Source organism: Alkaliphilus hydrothermalis (assembly GCF_016908555.1).
Lineage (GTDB): Bacteria > Bacillota > Clostridia > Peptostreptococcales > Natronincolaceae > Alkaliphilus > Alkaliphilus hydrothermalis.
The window spans coordinates 260,266-279,767 of sequence record NZ_JAFBEE010000002.1; the positions used below are offsets into that span (position 1 = coordinate 260,266).

22 protein-coding genes are annotated in these 19,502 nt (G+C 36.0%); 18 read left to right on the top strand and 4 right to left on the bottom strand.

Annotated features, from left to right (window positions below):
• The first annotated feature begins 130 nt into the window (after nucleotides 1–130).
• Both JOC73_RS03045 and JOC73_RS03050 read left to right on the top strand, forming a co-directional pair.
• Complete coding sequence (locus tag JOC73_RS03045) at nucleotides 131–748, top strand: MerR family transcriptional regulator (protein WP_204400373.1); 618 nt, start codon at nucleotides 131–133, stop codon at nucleotides 746–748.
• A 276-nt stretch (nucleotides 749–1,024) separates the two neighbouring features.
• On the top strand, nucleotides 1,025–3,046 hold the full coding sequence (locus tag JOC73_RS03050; RefSeq protein WP_204400374.1) for a YgiQ family radical SAM protein: 2,022 nt from the start codon (nucleotides 1,025–1,027) through the stop codon (nucleotides 3,044–3,046).
• A gap of 87 nt (nucleotides 3,047–3,133) precedes the next feature.
• Here the strand turns inward: JOC73_RS03050 and JOC73_RS03055 are convergent, their stop codons facing one another.
• A complete protein-coding gene (locus tag JOC73_RS03055; protein ID WP_204400375.1) occupies nucleotides 3,134–4,336 on the bottom strand; it encodes a pyridoxal phosphate-dependent aminotransferase in 1,203 nt (400 codons plus the stop codon).
• Between the two features lie 734 nt (nucleotides 4,337–5,070).
• Between JOC73_RS03055 and JOC73_RS03060 the strand changes: the two genes are divergently transcribed.
• The 10 genes from JOC73_RS03060 (at nucleotide 5,071) to JOC73_RS15470 (ending at nucleotide 12,130) form a co-directional block, all read left to right on the top strand.
• Nucleotides 5,071–6,027 carry an energy-coupling factor ABC transporter permease gene (locus JOC73_RS03060; RefSeq protein WP_204400376.1) on the top strand — a complete coding sequence of 319 codons (957 nt, stop codon included), beginning with the start codon at nucleotides 5,071–5,073 and terminating at the stop codon, nucleotides 6,025–6,027.
• A gap of 26 nt (nucleotides 6,028–6,053) precedes the next feature.
• Complete coding sequence (locus JOC73_RS03065) at nucleotides 6,054–6,770, top strand: energy-coupling factor transporter transmembrane component T family protein (RefSeq protein ID WP_204400377.1); 717 nt, start codon at nucleotides 6,054–6,056, stop codon at nucleotides 6,768–6,770.
• Nucleotides 6,755–7,633 carry an energy-coupling factor ABC transporter ATP-binding protein gene (locus JOC73_RS03070; RefSeq protein ID WP_204400378.1) on the top strand — a complete coding sequence of 293 codons (879 nt, stop codon included), beginning with the start codon at nucleotides 6,755–6,757 and terminating at the stop codon, nucleotides 7,631–7,633. Before JOC73_RS03065 ends, JOC73_RS03070 begins: the two co-directional genes overlap by 16 nt.
• A gap of 340 nt (nucleotides 7,634–7,973) precedes the next feature.
• Nucleotides 7,974–8,969, top strand: coding sequence for a 2-hydroxyacyl-CoA dehydratase family protein (locus tag JOC73_RS03075; RefSeq protein ID WP_204400379.1), 996 nt, complete (start codon nucleotides 7,974–7,976; stop codon nucleotides 8,967–8,969).
• Between the two features lie 4 nt (nucleotides 8,970–8,973).
• Nucleotides 8,974–9,753 carry an acyl-CoA dehydratase activase gene (locus JOC73_RS03080; RefSeq protein ID WP_204400380.1) on the top strand — a complete coding sequence of 260 codons (780 nt, stop codon included), beginning with the start codon at nucleotides 8,974–8,976 and terminating at the stop codon, nucleotides 9,751–9,753.
• Complete coding sequence (gene queD, locus JOC73_RS03085; RefSeq protein WP_204400381.1) at nucleotides 9,746–10,138, top strand: 6-carboxytetrahydropterin synthase QueD; 393 nt, start codon at nucleotides 9,746–9,748, stop codon at nucleotides 10,136–10,138. The genes JOC73_RS03080 and queD overlap by 8 nt, the downstream gene beginning before the upstream one ends.
• Nucleotides 10,125–10,757, top strand: a complete 633-nt coding sequence (locus tag JOC73_RS03090; RefSeq protein WP_243427838.1) for a radical SAM protein — start codon at nucleotides 10,125–10,127, stop codon at nucleotides 10,755–10,757. Before queD ends, JOC73_RS03090 begins: the two co-directional genes overlap by 14 nt.
• A gap of 1 nt (nucleotide 10,758) precedes the next feature.
• Entirely contained in the window at nucleotides 10,759–11,313 is a 555-nt protein-coding gene (gene folE / locus JOC73_RS03095) for a GTP cyclohydrolase I FolE (protein ID WP_207755041.1), read from the top strand.
• A gap of 12 nt (nucleotides 11,314–11,325) precedes the next feature.
• Nucleotides 11,326–11,991, top strand: a complete 666-nt coding sequence (gene queC, locus JOC73_RS03100; protein WP_204400383.1) for a 7-cyano-7-deazaguanine synthase QueC — start codon at nucleotides 11,326–11,328, stop codon at nucleotides 11,989–11,991.
• Between the two features lie 31 nt (nucleotides 11,992–12,022).
• A complete protein-coding gene (locus JOC73_RS15470; RefSeq protein ID WP_204400427.1) occupies nucleotides 12,023–12,130 on the top strand; it encodes a GNAT family N-acetyltransferase in 108 nt (35 codons plus the stop codon).
• A 21-nt stretch (nucleotides 12,131–12,151) separates the two neighbouring features.
• Here JOC73_RS15470 and JOC73_RS03110 read toward each other — a convergent pair whose 3' ends face one another.
• Entirely contained in the window at nucleotides 12,152–12,601 is a 450-nt protein-coding gene (locus JOC73_RS03110) for a V-type ATP synthase subunit I domain-containing protein (protein WP_204400384.1), read from the bottom strand.
• 401 nt (nucleotides 12,602–13,002) lie between these two features.
• Here JOC73_RS03110 and JOC73_RS03115 point away from each other — a divergent pair, with 401 nt between their 5' ends.
• Nucleotides 13,003–13,530, top strand: coding sequence for a flavodoxin domain-containing protein (locus tag JOC73_RS03115; RefSeq protein ID WP_204400385.1), 528 nt, complete (start codon nucleotides 13,003–13,005; stop codon nucleotides 13,528–13,530).
• Between the two features lie 182 nt (nucleotides 13,531–13,712).
• Here the strand turns inward: JOC73_RS03115 and JOC73_RS03120 are convergent, their stop codons facing one another.
• Complete coding sequence (locus JOC73_RS03120) at nucleotides 13,713–14,057, bottom strand: VOC family protein (protein ID WP_204400386.1); 345 nt, start codon at nucleotides 14,055–14,057, stop codon at nucleotides 13,713–13,715.
• 459 nt (nucleotides 14,058–14,516) lie between these two features.
• Between JOC73_RS03120 and JOC73_RS03125 the strand changes: the two genes are divergently transcribed.
• The 5 genes from JOC73_RS03125 (at nucleotide 14,517) to JOC73_RS03145 (ending at nucleotide 18,539) form a co-directional block, all read left to right on the top strand.
• Nucleotides 14,517–14,936 carry a coiled-coil domain-containing protein gene (locus tag JOC73_RS03125; RefSeq protein WP_204400387.1) on the top strand — a complete coding sequence of 140 codons (420 nt, stop codon included), beginning with the start codon at nucleotides 14,517–14,519 and terminating at the stop codon, nucleotides 14,934–14,936.
• A 110-nt stretch (nucleotides 14,937–15,046) separates the two neighbouring features.
• Nucleotides 15,047–16,477, top strand: coding sequence for a tRNA (N6-isopentenyl adenosine(37)-C2)-methylthiotransferase MiaB (gene miaB, locus JOC73_RS03130; protein ID WP_207755042.1), 1,431 nt, complete (start codon nucleotides 15,047–15,049; stop codon nucleotides 16,475–16,477).
• 159 nt (nucleotides 16,478–16,636) lie between these two features.
• The gene (locus JOC73_RS03135) at nucleotides 16,637–17,146 is read left to right on the top strand and encodes a hypothetical protein (protein WP_204400388.1); all 510 of its coding nucleotides are present in this window, start codon (nucleotides 16,637–16,639) and stop codon (nucleotides 17,144–17,146) included.
• Nucleotides 17,147–17,398: 252 nt separating this feature from the next.
• Complete coding sequence (locus JOC73_RS03140; protein ID WP_204400389.1) at nucleotides 17,399–18,046, top strand: HD domain-containing protein; 648 nt, start codon at nucleotides 17,399–17,401, stop codon at nucleotides 18,044–18,046.
• A 67-nt stretch (nucleotides 18,047–18,113) separates the two neighbouring features.
• Nucleotides 18,114–18,539, top strand: coding sequence for an NUDIX hydrolase (locus tag JOC73_RS03145; RefSeq protein ID WP_204400390.1), 426 nt, complete (start codon nucleotides 18,114–18,116; stop codon nucleotides 18,537–18,539).
• A 171-nt stretch (nucleotides 18,540–18,710) separates the two neighbouring features.
• Here JOC73_RS03145 and JOC73_RS03150 read toward each other — a convergent pair whose 3' ends face one another.
• Nucleotides 18,711–19,454, bottom strand: coding sequence for an N-acetylmuramoyl-L-alanine amidase (locus JOC73_RS03150; protein ID WP_204400391.1), 744 nt, complete (start codon nucleotides 19,452–19,454; stop codon nucleotides 18,711–18,713).
• Nucleotides 19,455–19,502 lie beyond the last annotated feature (48 nt).

Sequence of the window (19,502 nt, forward strand, 5' to 3'; positions counted from 1 at the left end):
GTTTTGTCGAATGATGGGTCGAAGGGTCTAAAATAGCTGATTGATGATGGAATTTGTATTACGAAAGTCTGCATTTTTGAAAGGAGAATAAGGGGGGGATATTGAAAAAGATAGTATGGGGGTGTAACTAATGAAAAATAACAATACAATTTATTCGATGAAGGAAGTAGCAGAAATAACGGGCTTCAAGCCCCATGTAATAAGATTTTATGAAGATCAATTCCAATTAAAAATACCTAGAAATGAAAGCAATAGAAGATACTTTACATATAAGGAAATAGAGGATCTAGAATATATCAAGCAATTACAAGATAAGGGTCTGACAAATCCTCAAATACAAAAAATTCTTAAATCCCCAAAAATCATAATTGAGCAAAAGGGTAGAAATGAAGTGGCGATCAGTTCTTCTAAAGCTGTAGCAAAGGCAGAGGACATTAATCCTGATCTATGGTTAAGGGAAGCAATAGAGAACATTAAAATGGAATTAATAGAGTCCGTAAGAGGTATAGACCATAGACAAGAAATAGAAAACTTATCAGATAAAATTGACGATTTAAGAAATCAACTAAATAACCAAGAGAAGGACGTCTTAATCTGTGAGAATGCAAAACTTAAAATGAAGCTTAAGGAAAAGTCCTATGAAGTAGCAGAATTAAAGGACAGAATCAAAAGAGAGGATAATCAGAAAAAGTCTGTTTTTGAGAGGTTATTTTTTTCTAAAAAGAAAAATCAAGGTTTTGGGGTATAGGGGACTGACTCATGATAGAATATACAAGGGCTAGAACGTGTTTAAAACACATTCTAGCTCTTATTTTCGTTTTAAAGATGTGGTTTGCAATTCATAAAGCTAAGAAGTTAATAATGATTGATGTCAGTATAATCTTAAGACACTATTTTCCGTAATAAATAAAAAAATCATAGAATTATCTATGAAACTACAAAACTTTAGGCAAAATAAGATATAATAGACTAAGTAGCTTTTATTTGTACTAGCCAAAATACAATGATCTAAAGGAATGATAGAATGACAACATTTTTACCGATAAGCAAAGAAGATATGAAGGAGAGAGGCTGGGAGGAGCTGGACTTTGTGCTGGTTTCCGGTGATGCCTATGTAGACCATCCCTCTTTCGGAACGGCCGTAATAGGAAGGATATTGGAAAATAGAGGATATAAGGTGGGGATTATAGCCCAGCCTAAATGGGATACCCTAGAGCCATTTAAAGCTCTTGGAAAGCCAAAATTAGGATTTTTAGTCACCTCAGGCAACATAGACTCTATGGTTAACCATTACTCAGTAGGAAAAAAACGGCGTAAAGAAGATCTTTATTCTCCGGGTGGCAAGGGTGGTCAGCGGCCTGATCGAGCCACTATGATTTATTCCCATAGGATCAGGGAAGCCTATAACGATGTCCCTATCATATTAGGCGGCATAGAGGCAAGTTTGAGACGATTTGCCCATTATGACTATTGGGATAATAAAGTAAGGCGTTCAATCCTTTTAGATGCTAAGGCAGATTTGATTGTATATGGTATGGGGGAACGACAGATAATTGAAATAGCAGAGGCTCTAGAAAGTGGTTTGCCTGTATCGGAGATTACCTTTATCAGGGGAACAGTATATAAGACTAAGGATAAATCCAGGGCTTACCAGCCTATATTCTTGCCCCATTACGATGAAATTCTAGATTCTAAGAAAAAATACGCAGAGAGTTTTATGATCCAGTACAACAATATGGATTCTATTGTAGGTAAGCCTTTGGTGGAGCCCTATAGAAATAATTATGTAGTGCAAAATCCGCCGAATGAACCAATGACCCAATCTGAGTTGGATAGTATATACTCTCTACCTTATATGAGGACCTATCATCCCATATATGAGAAAAAGGGTGGTATTCCAGCAATCAAAGAGGTTAAATTTAGCCTAATAAGCAATAGAGGTTGTTTTGGGAATTGTAATTTTTGTGCTATTACCTTCCATCAAGGACGGGTGGTGCAATCTAGAAGTCATGAATCAATCATGTCTGAGGCAGAAAAATTCGTTTGGGAGCCAGACTTTAAAGGATATATACATGACGTGGGGGGACCTACTGCCAATTTCCGTCAAAAGGCTTGTAAAAAACAGGAAAAGCATGGGGTCTGTACAGATAAACAATGTCTATTCCCAAACCCTTGTAGTCAGCTTAAGATTGATCACAAGGATTACTTAAAGCTTCTAAGGAAACTTAGAGGTCTACCTAATGTTAAGAAGGTCTTCATCCGTTCAGGGCTCAGATATGATTATCTAATCCATGATAAAAATGACGATTTCTTTAAGGAACTTTGTCAGCATCACATCAGTGGACAACTAAAGGTAGCGCCGGAGCATATATCAGAGGAAGTTCTAAAGACGATGGGTAAACCCCAGAAGGAAGTATATGAGAAATTTGTTCGAAAATATGAAAAAATCAATAAAGACTTAGGAATGGATCAATATCTTGTTCCTTATCTCATGTCTAGTCATCCAGGTTCTACCTTGAAATCCGCCATCGAGTTGGCAGAATACCTGAGGGATATAGGCCACATGCCAGAACAAGTACAGGATTTCTATCCAACACCTGGAACCTTATCAACCTGTATGTATTATACAGAACTGGATCCAAGGACAATGGAACCTGTTTTCGTACCTAAGACACCCCATGATAAGGCAATGCAAAGGGCATTAATACAATATCGCAAACCTCAAAATTATAACCTAGTCCACGAGGCACTAGTTGCTGGGGAGCGGGAGGATTTAATTGGTTTTGGGAAAAAATGCTTAATTAAGCCAAGAAATGAGGAAGGGTTCTCTAAGCATAATCATGGAAAAGGGAAGGCTAAGAAGTCCACTAATAATAAACCACCTCATGGAGCAAAAGGCAATGCAGGTAAAACTGGCCTTGATGGTAAAAAAGGTGGAAATAAATCAAAGGGTAAAGCAAATACAAAGAATAACAAGCTTTTGAAGAGCAACAAGCCTAATGGAAAGCAAGGGCAATCAAAGGGGAGAGGTAGTAATAAAAGATAGTCATTGACCAACACAATCAAATAGAAGAGGCAGATCTTATTCTCTAAGACCTGCCTCTTAATATTTCCATAAGGAATAATCAATTAATTAAATTGTTGTTCCTGGGTACTCAGCTACTGCCTTCTTTAAAATAGACATAGCCTTCTTTAAATCATCTTCGTTTAAGATGTAGGCAATTCTAATTTCATCTCTACCAAGACCAGGAGTAGCATAGAATCCTTCAGCTGGAGCAACCATTACAGTTTCGCCATCTACATCAAACTCTCTTAACATCCAGATTGTGAATTTCTCAGCATCATCTACTGGAAGTTTAGCTACAACATAGAAAGCACCTGTAGGTTTTTCACAAACAACACCAGGAATATCTTGTAAGCCTTCGAACACAATATTTCTTCTTTTGTCGTACTCTTGGTTTACTGACTCAAAGTAATCTTCAGGAGTCTTGTAAAGCTCAACAGCACCTATCTGCTCTAATGTAGGTACACAAAGTCTTCCTTGGCAAAGCTTTAAGATTTGCTTCATTAAATCTTTATTTTTACTTGCCAGTGAACCTATTCTAGCACCGCAAGCACTGTATCTCTTAGAAACACTATCTACGATGATTACACGATCTTGTATTTCTTCAATATTTCCAAAGCTAGTGTAGTTTAATCCGTCGTATACAAACTCTCTATAAACTTCATCAGCAATAATAAACAGATTGTATTCCTTAGCAAGATCAGCAACCATTTGGATTTCTTCTTTAGTGTAAACAACACCAGTAGGGTTACCAGGGTTAGATAAGATAATAGCCTTAGTTCTTGGATTAATGCACTCTTCAATAGATTTTCTAGCAGGCAAGTGGAAACCTTCTTCAGCTTTACATGTAATTGGACATACCTTAACATCTACAGCTGCACTAAACCCGTTATAGTTTGTATAGAAAGGCTCGGGAACAATTACTTCATCCCCAGCATCTGCATCTGCACAAGCAATAATAGCAAATAATAAAGCTTCAGATCCGCCGTTAGTAATTAAGATTTCATCACTTTCATAGTGCATATCATATTTTTTGTAGTATTTAATGATGGCTTCAATTAACTCTGGAATACCTTGAGATAGAGAATAAGCTAGGACTTTCTCATCAAAATTTCTAATTGAATTCATGAAAGACTCAGGTGTCTCAATATCAGGTTGACCGATATTTAAGTGATATACTTTTTTCCCCTGAGCTTTTGCACCTTGGGCGAAGGGCACAAGCTTTCTGATTGGAGATTCTTGCATAGAAGTGATTCGCTTTGAAAAATTCATCTTAATTAACCTCCCATATATGTAATAATATCAATTCATTTTTAATCATATCATATATAACTAAAAAATTACAGAAAAACGTTTACATAGAATAATAGATGTAATAATCTAAATAGTCTTGAAACTATAAACTATTGCCCTCAATCCTCATATATAATTTTACCTGTTTGAGAGTAGATATACCTTACAAGAAGAAATCGCAAAAATTTAAAATGATTCCTTTAAACTTATTGATAGGAATTAATGGGAATAGGGATCTTTTTTTATGAGGTGAAACTTACAGATGAAAAGTATTTACAAACACAGCTTTCTTCTATATAATATAAATGATAATGAGTATCAATTAATACATACATTGTTTTTTTATCGATTGAATTGAGAACCTCGCCAGATTTAATTGATGACTTATGTTGAAACTCATTTACGAAAAAGTTCTCTTTTATATTAATATAATGTAGAACTTTCCTATTCGTTATAAAAAAATATTTTTTTATGAAAACAATTAGTTTTTTATGGCAATATTTATGGGTAAGAAATATACCATAGCTATAAAGATTCATTTATATTTAATTTAGTGAAATTCAAAGGTCTGAAAGTATAAATTCATTGTTTGACAAATTATTGAAATAGGACTAGAATTTAGTTGAATTATTAAATTAATGATCTTTAAGTAATTTTAAGTAATAATCTTTAAAAATAATTTAAGATGATTTAAATATGAGGAGGAGAGATTAATGAGTCATATTCACGTGCCAGATGGTGTGATTCCTGCCGTTTGGTGGGTCACAGGTTATTTAATTAGTATCGGTATTGTCTTTTTAGTGTTAAGAAGGGTAGAAGGGGACGATGTTAGAAGAAAAGTTCCTATGATTGGTATTGTGGCAGCTCTTATGCTACTGGGTATGTCAGTGCCCCTTGGGATTGTTCCAGTCCATTTAAGTCTAGCGGTACTTTCGGGTATCCTATTAGGACCAGGATTAGGTTTTGTAGCAGTATTTGTGGTAAATTTATTGCTGGCTCTTATTGCCCATGGAGGAATCACCCTAGTGGGATTAAATACTTTAGTTATTGGGGCAGAGGTTTTCGTAGGCTATCATTTATTCAAAGCCTTCAGCAAGAAGCTTGGTCAATTTCCAAGTACAGTATTGGCTACTTCTTTAGCATTATTAGTATCCATGTCGCTTATGGTGGGGACAGTAGGTTTGTCAGCAGGCGTAAACTATGCAATACCACATGATCATGAACACGCCCACGTAGAAGAGCACGCCCATGAGGAAGATCATACCCATGAAGAAGATCATACCCATGAAGAAGATCATACCCATGAAGAAGATCATGCCCATGAAAATGATCATGCCCACGAAGAAGATCATACCCATGAAGAAGATCATGCCCATGAAAATGATCATACCCATGAAGAAAATCATACCCATGAAGAAGATCATGCCCATGAAGATGATCATACCCATGAAGATGAGCATAGCCATGAAGATGACCATGCCCACGAAGATGAGCACGGACATGCAGAAGGGCAAGTTGAGGATACTCACTTTCTATTCTTAACTGGTTGGGCTGCATTGATAATGATTTTAGTCGTTGGAATTCTATTAGAATCCTTCGGAACAGCTTTTATTATAGGATTCTTCAATAAAATAAGACCAGATCTGATTCATCGTGTGGAAAGAAGATAGAAGTAAACTGTAAAGAAGGGGATTATATGCACTTAGCAGAGATCGATCAGATTTCGATTAGTGGAGATAGCCTGTTGCACAAAGCACGGGCTGTTTCAAAGCTAATCTTGACAACATTACTTTTAGCAAGTTTTATACTTACTAATGATGCAATTAAGTTAGGGGTACTAATGGGGGTTGTATTTGCACTTTTTCTTTTTAGCAAAGTTCCTTTACATCAGTTGGGACACTTAATCCTTTACCCCGTATTTTTTAGTATTTTCTTTGCAATCTTGAGACTACAACAATCTTGGGTATTGGGACTCATTGTACTGCAAAAAGCAGTGGGGGCGGCCATGACAATGATACTCTTAATATCCACCACCCCCTATGTGGATGTATTTGCAGTTTTATCCCTATTCATGCCAAAGCTTTTGGTGGATATACTGTTATTTACCTATCGTTCACTATTTATTCTAATCGGACAAATCGAAAACCTGCTGAAAAGTATTAAATTAAGGGGCGGATATAGACCCTTTAGCTTAATAGCAAACCTAAGAAATATAGCAGGTGCCTTTGGAATTTTAATTATTCATTCCTTTGAAATGAGTGATCGAATGTACAAAATCTATTCCTTGAGGGGTTATCAAGGGGGAATCCCTGTGACAGTGGACATCTTTCCATTGAGGAAGGTAGACTATATTATTATTATATTAGGGTTTATAACATTAGCAGGGGTGGTGATACCATGGAGCCTATCATAAAAGTAAAGTGCTTGAAGCACGTGTATCCAGATCAAACAGAAGTAAATATATGTGGGTTGGACTTTGTAGTTAACCCTGGAGAAAGAATCGTTATACTTGGGCCTAATGGTGCTGGAAAGACAACTTTGCTAGCCCATATCCTCGGTTTATTATCTCCTGTAGATGGTACAGTGGAGGTCATGGGGTTAAGACCAGATAAAAATTTCAATACAATCCGAAGAAATATCGGTGTAGTTTTTCAAAATGTAGATGAGCAAATTATTGGGCCTAGGGTTTATGATGATATAGCCTTTACCCTGAGAAATGAAAGGGTAGATAAGAAAGAGATAGATGAAAGGGTAAGAAATGTTGCCGGTAGTCTACAAATAGAAGACTTACTAGAAAAGATTCCCCATTATCTCAGTGGGGGACAAAAAAAGAAAGTTGCCCTAGCAGGGGCAATGATCATGATGCCGAAAATCCTCATCATGGACGAGCCTTTTGATGCTTTAGATCCCAAGTCCAAAACGGAGATGGTGGAACTCTTGAATCACTTATGCCATAATCATGGTGTAACCTTGCTAATCACCACCCATGATATTAATATCGTCCCAGAAATTGCAGACAAAGTATATGTTTTGAATGATGGTCGAGTGTCTGCCTATGGTTCACCTCAAGAAGTGTTCCGAAATGTAGAAGTTATGAAGGCCGCTCATCTCCAACCACCTATATTGACGGAGCTGTTTACTGGGTTAAAGAATAAAGGGTATAATGTTGATATACCCAACAATGTAGAGGAAGCTGAAGAATTCCTAATTAGGTTGTTAAGTAATCATAAAAATACTTTAAGAAACGATACATGTAGCAAAAAGGATTCTGCATGAACACAAGACGACAACCTTTGATAAAAGGGGTTGTAATTGAATCCTTAATATGATACATTATTATTTGGACAGTTCGAGAGCCTCCTGTCCTAAAACAAAACTAAGGCATAGTATCATATGGAAATTGATAGAATTTATCTAATATTCACCCAAGAAACCCTGTAATCCAATTGCAGAGGTCTATTTTCCTTTGGTGGAAATTTTTCCTATGATTATACTATGATTAACCTTAGTTATAAAGATATACTTTTGAATTATTGAGGCTACCTTATTTTAGGGTAGTCTTTTTTATATACTGAAAAGATTAAAAACGTCATCGCTAAGAGAAGGGAGTACTCTCATGAAGAAGGTTGGTCTTACAACTACAGTCCCAGTGGAGGTCCTGTATGCAGCAGGTGTAACACCAGTGGATTTAAACAATATATTTGTCACCAGTGGAAAATCAATGGAATATATAGAGTATTCAGAGACGGAGGGTTTTCCCCGAAATCTTTGTGCTTGGATCAAAGGACTGTATGCCATTGCCCTTTTAGAGGATATTGACCTTGTCATAGGGGTAACAGAAGGAGATTGTTCTAATACAAAAGCCTTAATAGAGGTATGGCAATCGAAGGGTAAAGAAGTGATTCCTTTTGGATTTCCTCAAAATAAGCGTTATGAGACGATGGTGGAGGAAGTTGACCATCTAATGAAGTGTTTTGGTGTTACCCTTCAAGAGGTGGAGGCAGTAAAAGAAAAACTCTTCCCACTGCGGCAGAGGGTGAAGTATCTTGATGAGCTGACATGGAGGGCAAATCAAGCAACGGGATTTGAAAATCATTTATGGCAGGTGAGCTGTAGTGACTTTAATAGTGATCCTGAGAAATTCCATCAGGATTTAGAAGCTGTTATCAAAGAAATCGAAGCAAGGCCAGCTTTTCCTTCCAATGAGATTCGTTTAGGCTATATGGGGGTACCACCCATTATTGAAGACATATATACTTTAGTGGAAAACAACGGTGGTAGAATCGTCTTTAATGAAGTCCAGAGGGCATTTACAATGGCAAAAGAGCCAATGGAAACAGATATATATCAGATGTATCTAAACTTTACCTACCCCTATGATTTGGAAAGACGATTAAAGGAAATAAAACAAGCAATTAAAGAAAGAAAATTAGATGGAATCATCCACTATACCCAGAGTTTTTGCTATAGGGGAATTGAAGATATTTTAGTTAAACAGCAATTAGGTGTACCTGTCTTGACGATAGAAGGGGATTTGCCGGGTAAAGCCGATGCCAGAACAAAATTGAGGCTGGAGTCCTTCATGGACATGCTGATGGATTTGAAGGAGTGATTAGATGAAGATATTAGGGATAGATATAGGAAGTAGGGCTGTGAAGATTGCCCTACTGGAAAATGATAAATTACTCAAAACTGATATCATCAGTACCATGAAGTTCTATCGAGACTATAGTCGTACCCGAGAGGGAGAAGTTATGGTTGATCTAGAAGCCCTTGGTCTAAATGCAGTGGATCAAGTAATCAGTACTGGATATGGTCGAAATAATATACAAGTGGCTGGAGCAAAGGTGATTAATGAATTAAAGGCCCATGTCTACGGAGCCCTATATCAAACAAGGCTCCAAAACTTCACTTTATTAGATATCGGTGGACAGGATTTTAAAGTTATCAAAGTTGAAAATAGTATTATGACGGATATGATTTTAAACGATAAATGTGCCGCCTCCAGTGGAAGATATCTGGAGAATATGGCAGCTATTTTAGAAATATCTCTGGATGACCTGAAGCAGAAATATGAAAATCCAGTACAGCTTAATACCACCTGTGCTGTATTCGGGGAATCTGAATTGATTGGACAAATTGCATTGGGACATTCGTTAGATCGACTAGCAGCAGGAATCAATCACTCTTTATACAAAAGAATAAAGCCTCAAATACAGAAATTAAAAAGTAGAACCATCGTTTTAACAGGTGGAGTGGCTCAAAATGAGGCCATTATCCATTATTTAAAAGAAGATTTTGATGAAGTCGTAATCCCGCAAGAACCTCAACTAAATGGGGCAATTGGCTGTGGTTATCTAGGCTTGATAAAGGAAAGGAAGATGGGAAATGCATAATAAGAGAATAGATGTTACGAAAATCTTCACTTTTGATAGTGCCCACAAACTAAACAATTACGAGGGAGATTGCAAATACCTCCACGGACATACCTACAAGTTGGAGGTTACAATTCGGGGAAAAGTTGATGATCGAGGAATGGTGATGGACTTTAATGATCTAAAGGCGATTGTTAAGGAAAGGATATTAGATAGACTAGACCATAGATATTTAAATGAACTATTTGAGTTTAATACCACCTGTGAAAACATGTTGGTGTGGATGTTTGAACAATTAGAAGAAAATATTTCAGATAATCGAGTACAGCTACAAAAGCTAGTGCTATGGGAAACCCCCACCAGCTTTGGTACTTTAGAAAGGGAGCAATACTATGCTGAAGGTTAATGAGATATTTTTAAGTATACAGGGAGAAGGAATTTCAACTGGTTTACCAACCATCTTTGTACGATTGGCAGAATGTAATCTCAGATGCTCCTATTGTGATACTGTTTATTCTTATAAAGAAGGACAAGAAATGACGATAGAAGAAATAATGGAGAAGGTTAATTCCTTTAAATATAAGCGGGTCTGTCTAACAGGTGGTGAACCCCTTTTACAAAGGGAAGTAAATAAATTACTGGAGGCATTGGAGGGTTTTGAGGTAAATATTGAAACCAATGGCTCAGTTGATCTTAGTCAAGTAGAGAGAAAAGCTAATCAAAGATATACGATGGATATTAAGACCCCGTCTTCGGGTGAAGCGAAGAGTCTTTGCTTAGATAACTTCAGCCATTTAGAGGATAACGATGAAATCAAGATGGTAATTGGAAATCGTGAAGATTATCTTTGGACAAAGGAAATCATTAGTGAGTACTACCAAAGGGGATTGTTAACCTACTCCCCCATATATGGGAAAATAGATCCTAAAGAAATTATCCAATGGATTCTTGAAGACGGAATAGATGCAAGGTTTCAGCTACAATTACACAAGGTTTTATGGCATCCAGAAGAAAGGGGAGTCTAAAATGAACGAAGCTAGAGTAATGGAGGCAGTGAAGATAATTCTTGAAGAGATTGGGGAAGACCCAAGTCGTGAAGGACTAGAGGATACGCCAAAGCGGGTAATGAAATTATTTAAAGAAATCTATGAAGCTGTTGGTAAGGACCCAAAAGAGGAACTGAGTGCTGTTTTTGAAGAAAACCATAAGGACATGGTATTGGTCAAAGATATTCCCTTTTACTCCACCTGCGAGCATCACCTTGTACCCTTCTTTGGCAAGGCCCATATTGCCTATAAGCCAAACGGACAAGTGGTGGGGCTTAGTAAGCTAGTACGACTAGTTGAAAATGTATCCCGTAGACCACAGGTACAGGAGCGAATGACCACCATGATTGCCGACGCTATCCAGGAGAAATTAGCACCCGAGGGGGTTATGGTTGTCATCATAGCAGAACATTTATGCATCAGCATGAGGGGGATTAAAAAGCCCGGAAGTCAAACCACCACCATCACCACTAGAGGTGTATTTGAAGATAATGACAAGCTACAAAATAACTTCTTTAATATGTTAAAGGTATAGGAGGAGAAATATATGAAAAAGGCAGTAGTCCTTTTATCAGGAGGATTAGACAGTACCACCTGCATGGCGGTGGCAAAGAGTGAGGGGTACCAGCTTTATCCGGTTTCCTTTGATTATGGGCAGCGACACAATAGAGAGCTTGCCTTAGCTAAAAAAGTAGCTACTTACTTTGAAGCTAAAGATCATAAAATCTTTACCATTCAAAATGTAGGAGGCAGTGCTTTAACCGACTCAAATATCGATGTGCCAGAGTATGAAGGAGACGGAGAGATCCCAGTAACCTACGTACCTGCTAGGAATATCCTGTTCTTAAGCTATGCCCTAGGCTATGCGGAGGTAATTGGAGCAGAGGCCATTTATATCGGTGTAAGCTCAGTGGACTATAGTGGCTACCCCGACTGTAGACCAGAGTTTATCGAAGCATTCCAACAGGTGGTAAATGTCGGTACTGCTGCTGGGGTAAAGGGGAAGGGTATTGATATCAAGACTCCTTTAATGAAGCTTTCGAAGGCAGATACTGTAAAGCTGGGACTAGAGCTAGGAGCACCATATCACCTTACCACCAGTTGCTATAAGGGTGGAGAAGAGGCTTGTGGTGTATGTGATAGCTGTGTCTTAAGATTAAAAGGATTTGAAGAGGCAGGAGGAGAAGATCCGATACCTTATAAAAGTAAATAAGTACTAAGATAAATGATGGAGTCAGAGGAATCTGACTCTTTTTGATCTTGTATGGGATGCTGTAGATATTAGGTCAATAGCATTGGCTGAGAAGTTAGGATATTCTTTTGATAAGGAGTATGAGGTTTATATGATATAACAAAAGCAGTTGATTTTTCAACTACTTTACTAGTTTGATATAACTTTTAATGTCAAAAATTTCTTCTTCATTTTGATGTAACTTATGTTTTAAAAAACTGACATCCTTTTTAATAGTATTGAAATTTTCAGTTGAAGATGCTTCAAATTCTGTTAAGTTAGCAACCTGCTCGTAAACTGCTTCTAGTTTTTGCTCAATGCGGATTTGTCCAACTTCCATGTTAGAGACTCTGTCGTCTAAGTTAGAAACTTTGTTATCTAAGGTAGATACTTTATCATCTAGGATAGAGACTTTATTGTCTAAGCTAGAGACTTTGTTATCTAGGCTAGAGACTTTATTGTCTAAGCTAGAAACTTTGTTATCTAAGGTAGATACTTTATTATCTAGGCTCGAGAATTTATCATCTAAGCTAGAAACTTTATCATCTAATGAACTTAATTTTGAAAGTATTTCTTTTAATATGGCTTCCATATAAAATCACCTCCATATATATTATAACTTAAATATGATGGATATAGAAGAAAAAAATGATATAATCAAAAGGAGGAAGCAACTTCCTCCTTCATCTTATTATAATAGGGAAAAGTAGTGCAGTTAACTGATAGTATTTAGCGGCTACCTCGATACAATCTACCATCAGATTATCTTAACTGCACCGAGGAAATAATTCGCTTTCGATCCATATCGGAACACACCTACCTTCAATATAATTATCACAGTCACTATATGGTAATTGTATCATTCATTTGTATATAACGTATATATATTATTAATAAAGCGATAAATCCCCTGTTATTAGATGTTATAATGTTAGTATTAACCAGTTTATATGTATAAGTTTGGCAAAAAGAGAACGAAGGTGGGATAGGGAAATGAGAACAATCGTAATTTACAAGTCAAAGACAGGTTTTACAAAGAAATACGCAGAATGGATTGCAAAGGATTTAGCTGGGGATTTGTATGAAGCATCTAAGGCAACGGAAAATATGTTGGAGTCCTATGATACGATTATCTACGGGGGAGGACTATACGCATCTGGCATCAACGGGGTGAAGCTGATTCAAAAAAATCTAAATGTCCTCAAAGAGAAAAAGGTAATCGTCTATGCAACGGGTGCTTCTCCAGGACGAAAAGAGGAAATGGAGGGCGTTGTAAATAGAAATTTTACAGTTGAAGAACAAAAACACATTCAGTTCTTTTATTTACGGGGAGGGTATAACCATCGTTTAGTGAAATCTTTTGATAAAATTCTGATGGCTTTATTAAAATTCCGCCTGAAATCTAAAAAACAACTAACTCCAGATGAAAAAGGGATGTTGGCGGCATATGATATGCCTGTTGATTTTACGAGGAAGAGTAATATTGAAGCGTTGGTTCATTATGCTTCTTCCACAAAGTAGCAGGGGTGTCGTTTTGATATTATTACCTCTTTGGTGATGTGTATAGTACATATATATGTCATAAAATAGTAAAACCTTTTCCAGATACAAAGGAAAAGGATTTTTTATATAGCTTTTTTATCTAAAATAAATAAAATTTGTCTTTAGTTGAGGAATAATGTTTTGATAGCTCCAAGAGATACTTAGAAGGATTCCACAACAATCAATAGATTGCCCTCAGTATCTTCACAATAGATCTTTAGCTCTTTAGATTCTTGAACTACCTTCGTAAGTACTCTTCCACCATATTCTAGTATTTTAGTTATAGTTGCTTTCAATGATGATACGTTAATTCTGGTAACGAATAAATCGCCTTGATCCTTTAGATGTTCCTTTAACTCAGGAATTTTAATTTCATTGGAGTTTAACAATAAATAATCTACAGCATTATTTGCCTCCTGTAGGTTCCAATCGAAAATATCCTTGTAAAATCGCTGGGCCCTAACAATATGATCGGCCGAGACTTCAAAATGAAACACTCCCTGCATTCGAATACCCCCTTAATATATGACGCCCTTTAAATAGATATCCTTTTTTTTACTTATTAAAACATTTTTACAGATAAAATATTGTTAAATATCTAGTAGAGTAATCTATAGATAAATGAATCAATTGGGTATTAAGTAATCTTTGAGTATATTATCAATATATTCGAATAAATCATTTTTGCTAAAATATTTCATAAGATTTAAAATGATTGAAAATTTATATAAAAAAATCTTTACACCGAACAAGTGTTCGTATATAATGAGATTATAAGAAAACGATTATATCCCATGGAGGTGTTATTCAATGAAATTTATCTTATTCTCAGGAAAAGTGAAGGATTTAAAAATTTATTTAAAGGAATTGAATGAAGCAAACATACTTACCAAAAAGCAAGATGGAATGTGATGTGTATCATATTAGATAGTGTGTTATAATATAAATTAAGAGGAGTGATATTTATGGAGGATAAAATTCTAGATTTGATTGCAAAGATGTATGAGGACTTGTCTACAAAAATGTCCACCATATCTACAGATGTAAAAGATATGTCATTTAAAATAGATAAATTAGAGGTTAGAATGGACCGAATGGACTCCAAGATGGACAAAATAGAGTCTAGAATGGATAAAATAGATTCTAGAATGGATAAAATAGATTCTAGGATGGATAAAATAGATTCTAGGATGGACTCAATTGAGAAAAAGTTAGATAATAAGGCTGATAAAGCAGACTTGCTAAGACTTGAATATAAATTGGAGGAGAACTCAAAAGCCCTGTTTGATGGTTACAAGCAGGTTTATGAGAAATTGACAGTCCTTGAGGAAAAGGTAGTAAAGCAGGATGTTGAAATAAGGGTTATAAAGAGTGCGGGTATATAGTGAGGCGGATTGATAAATCTTGCCTTTTTTTATGAAGAAAATTAAGTTATAATAGATAAATATAAATAAGCTAATAATATATACATAAGTAAATCGAGGAGGAAACACAGTTGAAGAGAGAAAATAAATATGAAGTTACTTCTTTAGACATACAAAATCAACAGGAATATATAGAAGCTATAAAACAGCTCAATCAACAAGATTATGCACGGACTAAAAAAGAGAAAAAATATATCATTGTTACCTACGGATGTCAAATGAACGAACATGATTCTGAAAAACTGGCAGGTATGCTACAAAATATGGGCTATATTGAAACCACTCAAAAAAATCAAGCAGATCTAGTCATATTTAATACTTGCTGTGTACGTGAAAATGCAGAGTTAAAAGTATACGGCAATATTGGAGCATTAAAAAATCTTAAAAAGAAAAATGAAGATATGGTCATAGCTGTATGCGGTTGCATGATGCAGCAGCCTCAGGTTGTACAAGAAATTAAGAGAAAGTACCGTCATGTTGACCTTGTATTCGGAACCCATAACCTACATAAATTCCCAGAACTTTTAGTCAATACAAAGCACACTGAAAATATGTTAGTGGATGTTTGGGAGCAGGAGGGGGAAATTGTAGAAGGTATTCCCTCAATTAGAAAGTATGGTTTAAAAGGTTTTGTTAATATTATGTTTGGTTGTAACAACTTTTGTACCTATTGTATTGTACCCTACACTAGAGGTCGTGAAAGAAGTAGAGAGGTAATGGATATTGTTGACGAAGTGGCGGACCTAGTAAATAACGGAACCAAAGAAGTCACCCTGTTGGGACAAAATGTAAATTCATATGGTAAAACTCTGGAAAATAAAGTAACATTTGCAGACCTATTGAGGGAGTTAAACAAAATTCAAGGATTAAAACGGATTCGATTTATGACTTCTCATCCCAAGGATCTATCGGATGATCTGATAGATGCAATAGCTGAATGTGATAAGGTATGTGAACATGCCCATTTCCCATTCCAAGCAGGTAGTAATCGAATCTTAAAGGAAATGAACAGAGTATACACTAAAGAAAAATACCTAGAGTCAGTAGAAAAGTTAAAGGCTAAAGTACCTAATATCGCCTTAACTACTGATATCATCGTAGGTTTTCCTGGTGAGACAGAAGAGGACTTTGAAGACACCCTTGATGTAGTGAATAAAGTTCGTTTTGACTCGGCCTTTACATTCTTATATTCCATCCGTCAAGGTACACCTGCTGCTGAAATGGCAGAACAAATTCCTGAAGACGTAAAGCATGAGAGATTTAATCGCCTAGTGGACCGAGTGAATGAAATATGTGCTGAAATCAACGAAAGCTATCAAGATCAAATTGTTGAAGTACTAGTTGAAGGACCAAGTAAAACAGACCCTAAAAAATTAATGGGAAGAACTAGACAAAATAAGCTAGTGAATTTTGTAGGGGATGAGTCATTAATTGGTGAGCTAGTAAAGTTGAAAATTATTGAAGCCAAAACCTTCTCGTTGAATGGAGAAGTGTTCATCTAAATCCCATAAAGTCAGGTTATTACCAAGAATGCAGAAATGCATTCTTTTATTTTGGAAATTTTATGCTTGATAGATACAGCAAGGTAATTTATGGTATAATTTATCAATATAGTGCTAAACTATTGTCCTTTAAATTTAGCATAGAAGGAGATGGAGATTTTGGATATATTTATTAAAGAAGTATTTAAGATTAATGGAGTTATATTGATATTATTTATCTTTGAATTATATAAAACACTAAATAACTTATATAGGATTAAGAAATATGGGGGAGAGCCTATAGAACAGTTTAAACACCGATCTTCAATATATTATTCTCAGCTATTTTTGGCAACACTAGTTATTCCCTTATCTATTATCGGCATGATCAACCAAATTTTCTCAGTTACGGAGTTGACTTTCTTCCTAATCTATATGGTTATGAGTACGATAAGTGTTGTTGATAAAATAAGAGTTTATCGAAATGGACTATATTATAATGGCCGATTTACTGCGTGGAATCAAATGAAATGCCTTGAGAAGTACACGAAGACTTCGTGGAGAATTGATTTGAAGGGGAGATATGGCTGGGCTCGTATAATTGTACTGGACGAGGTGGAGCGGGAAGAAGCTCTCATAAATTTGTTAGAACAAAATATACTCTTTTCTAATTCTCCAAATCATAAATAAAAACTCTACCCCCTATTTTGTAGCTTGATTATCTCTACAATTAGGGGACTACTTTTGTAATGTTTGTCTTTATTGGTATATATTATAATTTGTAGATTGCATTATATTTTAAATAATTACTACTTGGAGGTAAATTGATAAAAAAGTAGAATTAGTGAATATTGGTTAGGTTAATGATCCAGATTTAGGAGTATTGTAGTGAGTAGTTACTCCTAGAAAGATAAAAGTAGAGATTTAAAAGGAAGGGATAAAGTGAAGGATACTATCATAAAAAATACAGAGGAATATGTAAGAAATGAGTTGCAGGGGGAAGGTAGTGGGCATGACTGGTGGCACATTTACCGAGTTACTCAACTATCTAAAAAAATTGCACAAAAAGAAGGGGCAAATCTATATATATGTACTCTAGCAGCACTACTTCACGATATTGCCGACGAGAAATTAAATGAAAGTGAAGAAGGTGGCATCATGAAGGTAAAAAACTGGCTTCAATCTCAATCGGTGGAGACGTCGGATATGGAGATAATACTAGAAATCATTTCAACCATATCTTTTAAAGGAGGCAATGGTCCTGCCCTCACGATGCTTGAAGCAAAGATCGTACAGGATGCAGATCGTTTGGATGCCATTGGTGCTATTGGCATATCAAGATGTTTTGCCTATAGCGGTTCCATCGGAACTGTAATATACGATCCCAAAATACCAATAAGGGATAAATTGACTAAAGAGGAGTATCGTCAAAAGGAAAAATCAACTGCCATCAATCATTTCTACGAAAAACTCCTAAAGCTCAAGGACCTGATGAATACAAAAACAGGTAAAGAGATGGCAGTTAAGAGACATGAATATATGGAGGGATTTTTAGAGGAGTTTTATGGGGAGTGGGAAGGGGAGAAATAAAAAAATAGATCCTATTGATTTTAAAAGATAAAGGAAGATAACAAACAGATGAGACGGAGGAGTTCAAATGAAAGTAGAATTTTATGAGTTAGGCTCTATTGCAGATGAAAAACTAGCCTATGCAGTGATTGGCTCTATTTATGGGGGAAAACATATTTTTGTAAAACATAAAGATCGTGACACTTGGGAAATTCCAGGAGGACATAGGGAAGATGGGGAGGAAATAGAGGCTACTGGAAAGAGGGAGTTAGTAGAGGAAACAGGAGCAGTAGATTATAGTATTACGCCTATTTGTGAATATTCTGTTACCCGTGGGGATGTCTGTTCCTACGGAAGATTATTCTATAGCGAAGTATTTAGTTTTGGGCAGTTGCCAGATCTTGAGATTGGCGAGGTAAGATGTTTCAAAGAAACTCCTGAGAACTTGACATATCCAGATATTCAACCTTACTTACTGAAAAAGATACTAGATTTAGTTCAGAAAAGTAGATAATGCTTTTTTTGGATGGGATTAACTTCTGATTAAATCCTTCGAAATCTTGATCAATTAAAAAGACTGTATTTGTCTAATGGTCAACTATTTAACTCTAAGAAGATTGAGCATCTACCTTTGCTTGAAAAAATAGGATTAAAAGTGATTAATCTGGATGATACTACATGCATTTTACCTCCCCAAATACTCCATGACCCCCTCAACAATAAGTCTAACAAGTTCATCTTGATGCCCACCCTCCAACAAAAGCCTGCGATCGACGCTATTAGAAATAAATCCTGTTTCAATGATCACCCCCGGTGGGGAAGTGTACTTTAAAATATAGTAGTTACCTCTATTCACTTTATTGGTAGCCTTTATCCCCAACTCCTTATATGTAGACAGTTGATTGAGCTTTTTTTGTATCTCTTCAGCTAGGGCCTTGCTGTCTTCGCTAGCGCCATAATAGAATACTATTGGTCCGATTTTATCGGGCTTGTTACGCATACAATTCACATGGATACTAAGGAACAAATCAGTAGGATTATTATCAATAATCTTTGCCCTAGCCTGTAAATCCTCACGATGTCGGCTTCCATTATTTTTTATTTGGTCGTCTAAAGAGTTATCAATTTCTCTAGTCATGACAACTTTAGCTCCTTGCTCCAGTAGGGCTTCCTTTAGTTTCATACTGATTTCAAGGTTGATATTTTTTTCTAACATATCATTTCCGAAGCTAGTACCACCATCTATACCTCCATGCCCAGGGTCGACGACTATGGTTTTGTCAAAGAGGGGCTCAACAGGTTTGTCTATAACTAAATCTAAAATAGTTGGAGAAGAAACTAGGACAAATACTGAAATGAGAAGAGATGATATATAGGTTCTAGCTTTTCTTGATAATAACAGAATTAAAGTAGGTCTTTTAATTTTCATAATTCACCTCTTTTTAAACTTGTATTAGTGAATTCAACTATAATATTA

Coding starts and splice junctions, on each gene's coding strand:
- JOC73_RS03145 (WP_204400390.1), top strand. CDS start 18,114: ATGAAAGTAGAATTTTATGAGTTAGGCTCTATTGCAGATGAAAAACTA.
- JOC73_RS03115 (WP_204400385.1), top strand. CDS start 13,003: ATGAGAACAATCGTAATTTACAAGTCAAAGACAGGTTTTACAAAGAAA.
- JOC73_RS03110 (WP_204400384.1), bottom strand. CDS start 12,601: ATGGAAGCCATATTAAAAGAAATACTTTCAAAATTAAGTTCATTAGAT.
- JOC73_RS03050 (WP_204400374.1), top strand. CDS start 1,025: ATGACAACATTTTTACCGATAAGCAAAGAAGATATGAAGGAGAGAGGC.
- JOC73_RS03125 (WP_204400387.1), top strand. CDS start 14,517: ATGGAGGATAAAATTCTAGATTTGATTGCAAAGATGTATGAGGACTTG.
- JOC73_RS03090 (WP_243427838.1), top strand. CDS start 10,125: ATGCTGAAGGTTAATGAGATATTTTTAAGTATACAGGGAGAAGGAATT.
- JOC73_RS03150 (WP_204400391.1), bottom strand. CDS start 19,454: ATGAAAATTAAAAGACCTACTTTAATTCTGTTATTATCAAGAAAAGCT.
- JOC73_RS03120 (WP_204400386.1), bottom strand. CDS start 14,057: ATGCAGGGAGTGTTTCATTTTGAAGTCTCGGCCGATCATATTGTTAGG.
- queC (WP_204400383.1), top strand. CDS start 11,326: ATGAAAAAGGCAGTAGTCCTTTTATCAGGAGGATTAGACAGTACCACC.
- JOC73_RS03045 (WP_204400373.1), top strand. CDS start 131: ATGAAAAATAACAATACAATTTATTCGATGAAGGAAGTAGCAGAAATA.
- JOC73_RS03075 (WP_204400379.1), top strand. CDS start 7,974: ATGAAGAAGGTTGGTCTTACAACTACAGTCCCAGTGGAGGTCCTGTAT.
- JOC73_RS03055 (WP_204400375.1), bottom strand. CDS start 4,336: ATGAATTTTTCAAAGCGAATCACTTCTATGCAAGAATCTCCAATCAGA.
- JOC73_RS03070 (WP_204400378.1), top strand. CDS start 6,755: ATGGAGCCTATCATAAAAGTAAAGTGCTTGAAGCACGTGTATCCAGAT.
- JOC73_RS03060 (WP_204400376.1), top strand. CDS start 5,071: ATGAGTCATATTCACGTGCCAGATGGTGTGATTCCTGCCGTTTGGTGG.
- folE (WP_207755041.1), top strand. CDS start 10,759: ATGAACGAAGCTAGAGTAATGGAGGCAGTGAAGATAATTCTTGAAGAG.
- queD (WP_204400381.1), top strand. CDS start 9,746: ATGCATAATAAGAGAATAGATGTTACGAAAATCTTCACTTTTGATAGT.
- JOC73_RS03080 (WP_204400380.1), top strand. CDS start 8,974: ATGAAGATATTAGGGATAGATATAGGAAGTAGGGCTGTGAAGATTGCC.
- JOC73_RS03065 (WP_204400377.1), top strand. CDS start 6,054: ATGCACTTAGCAGAGATCGATCAGATTTCGATTAGTGGAGATAGCCTG.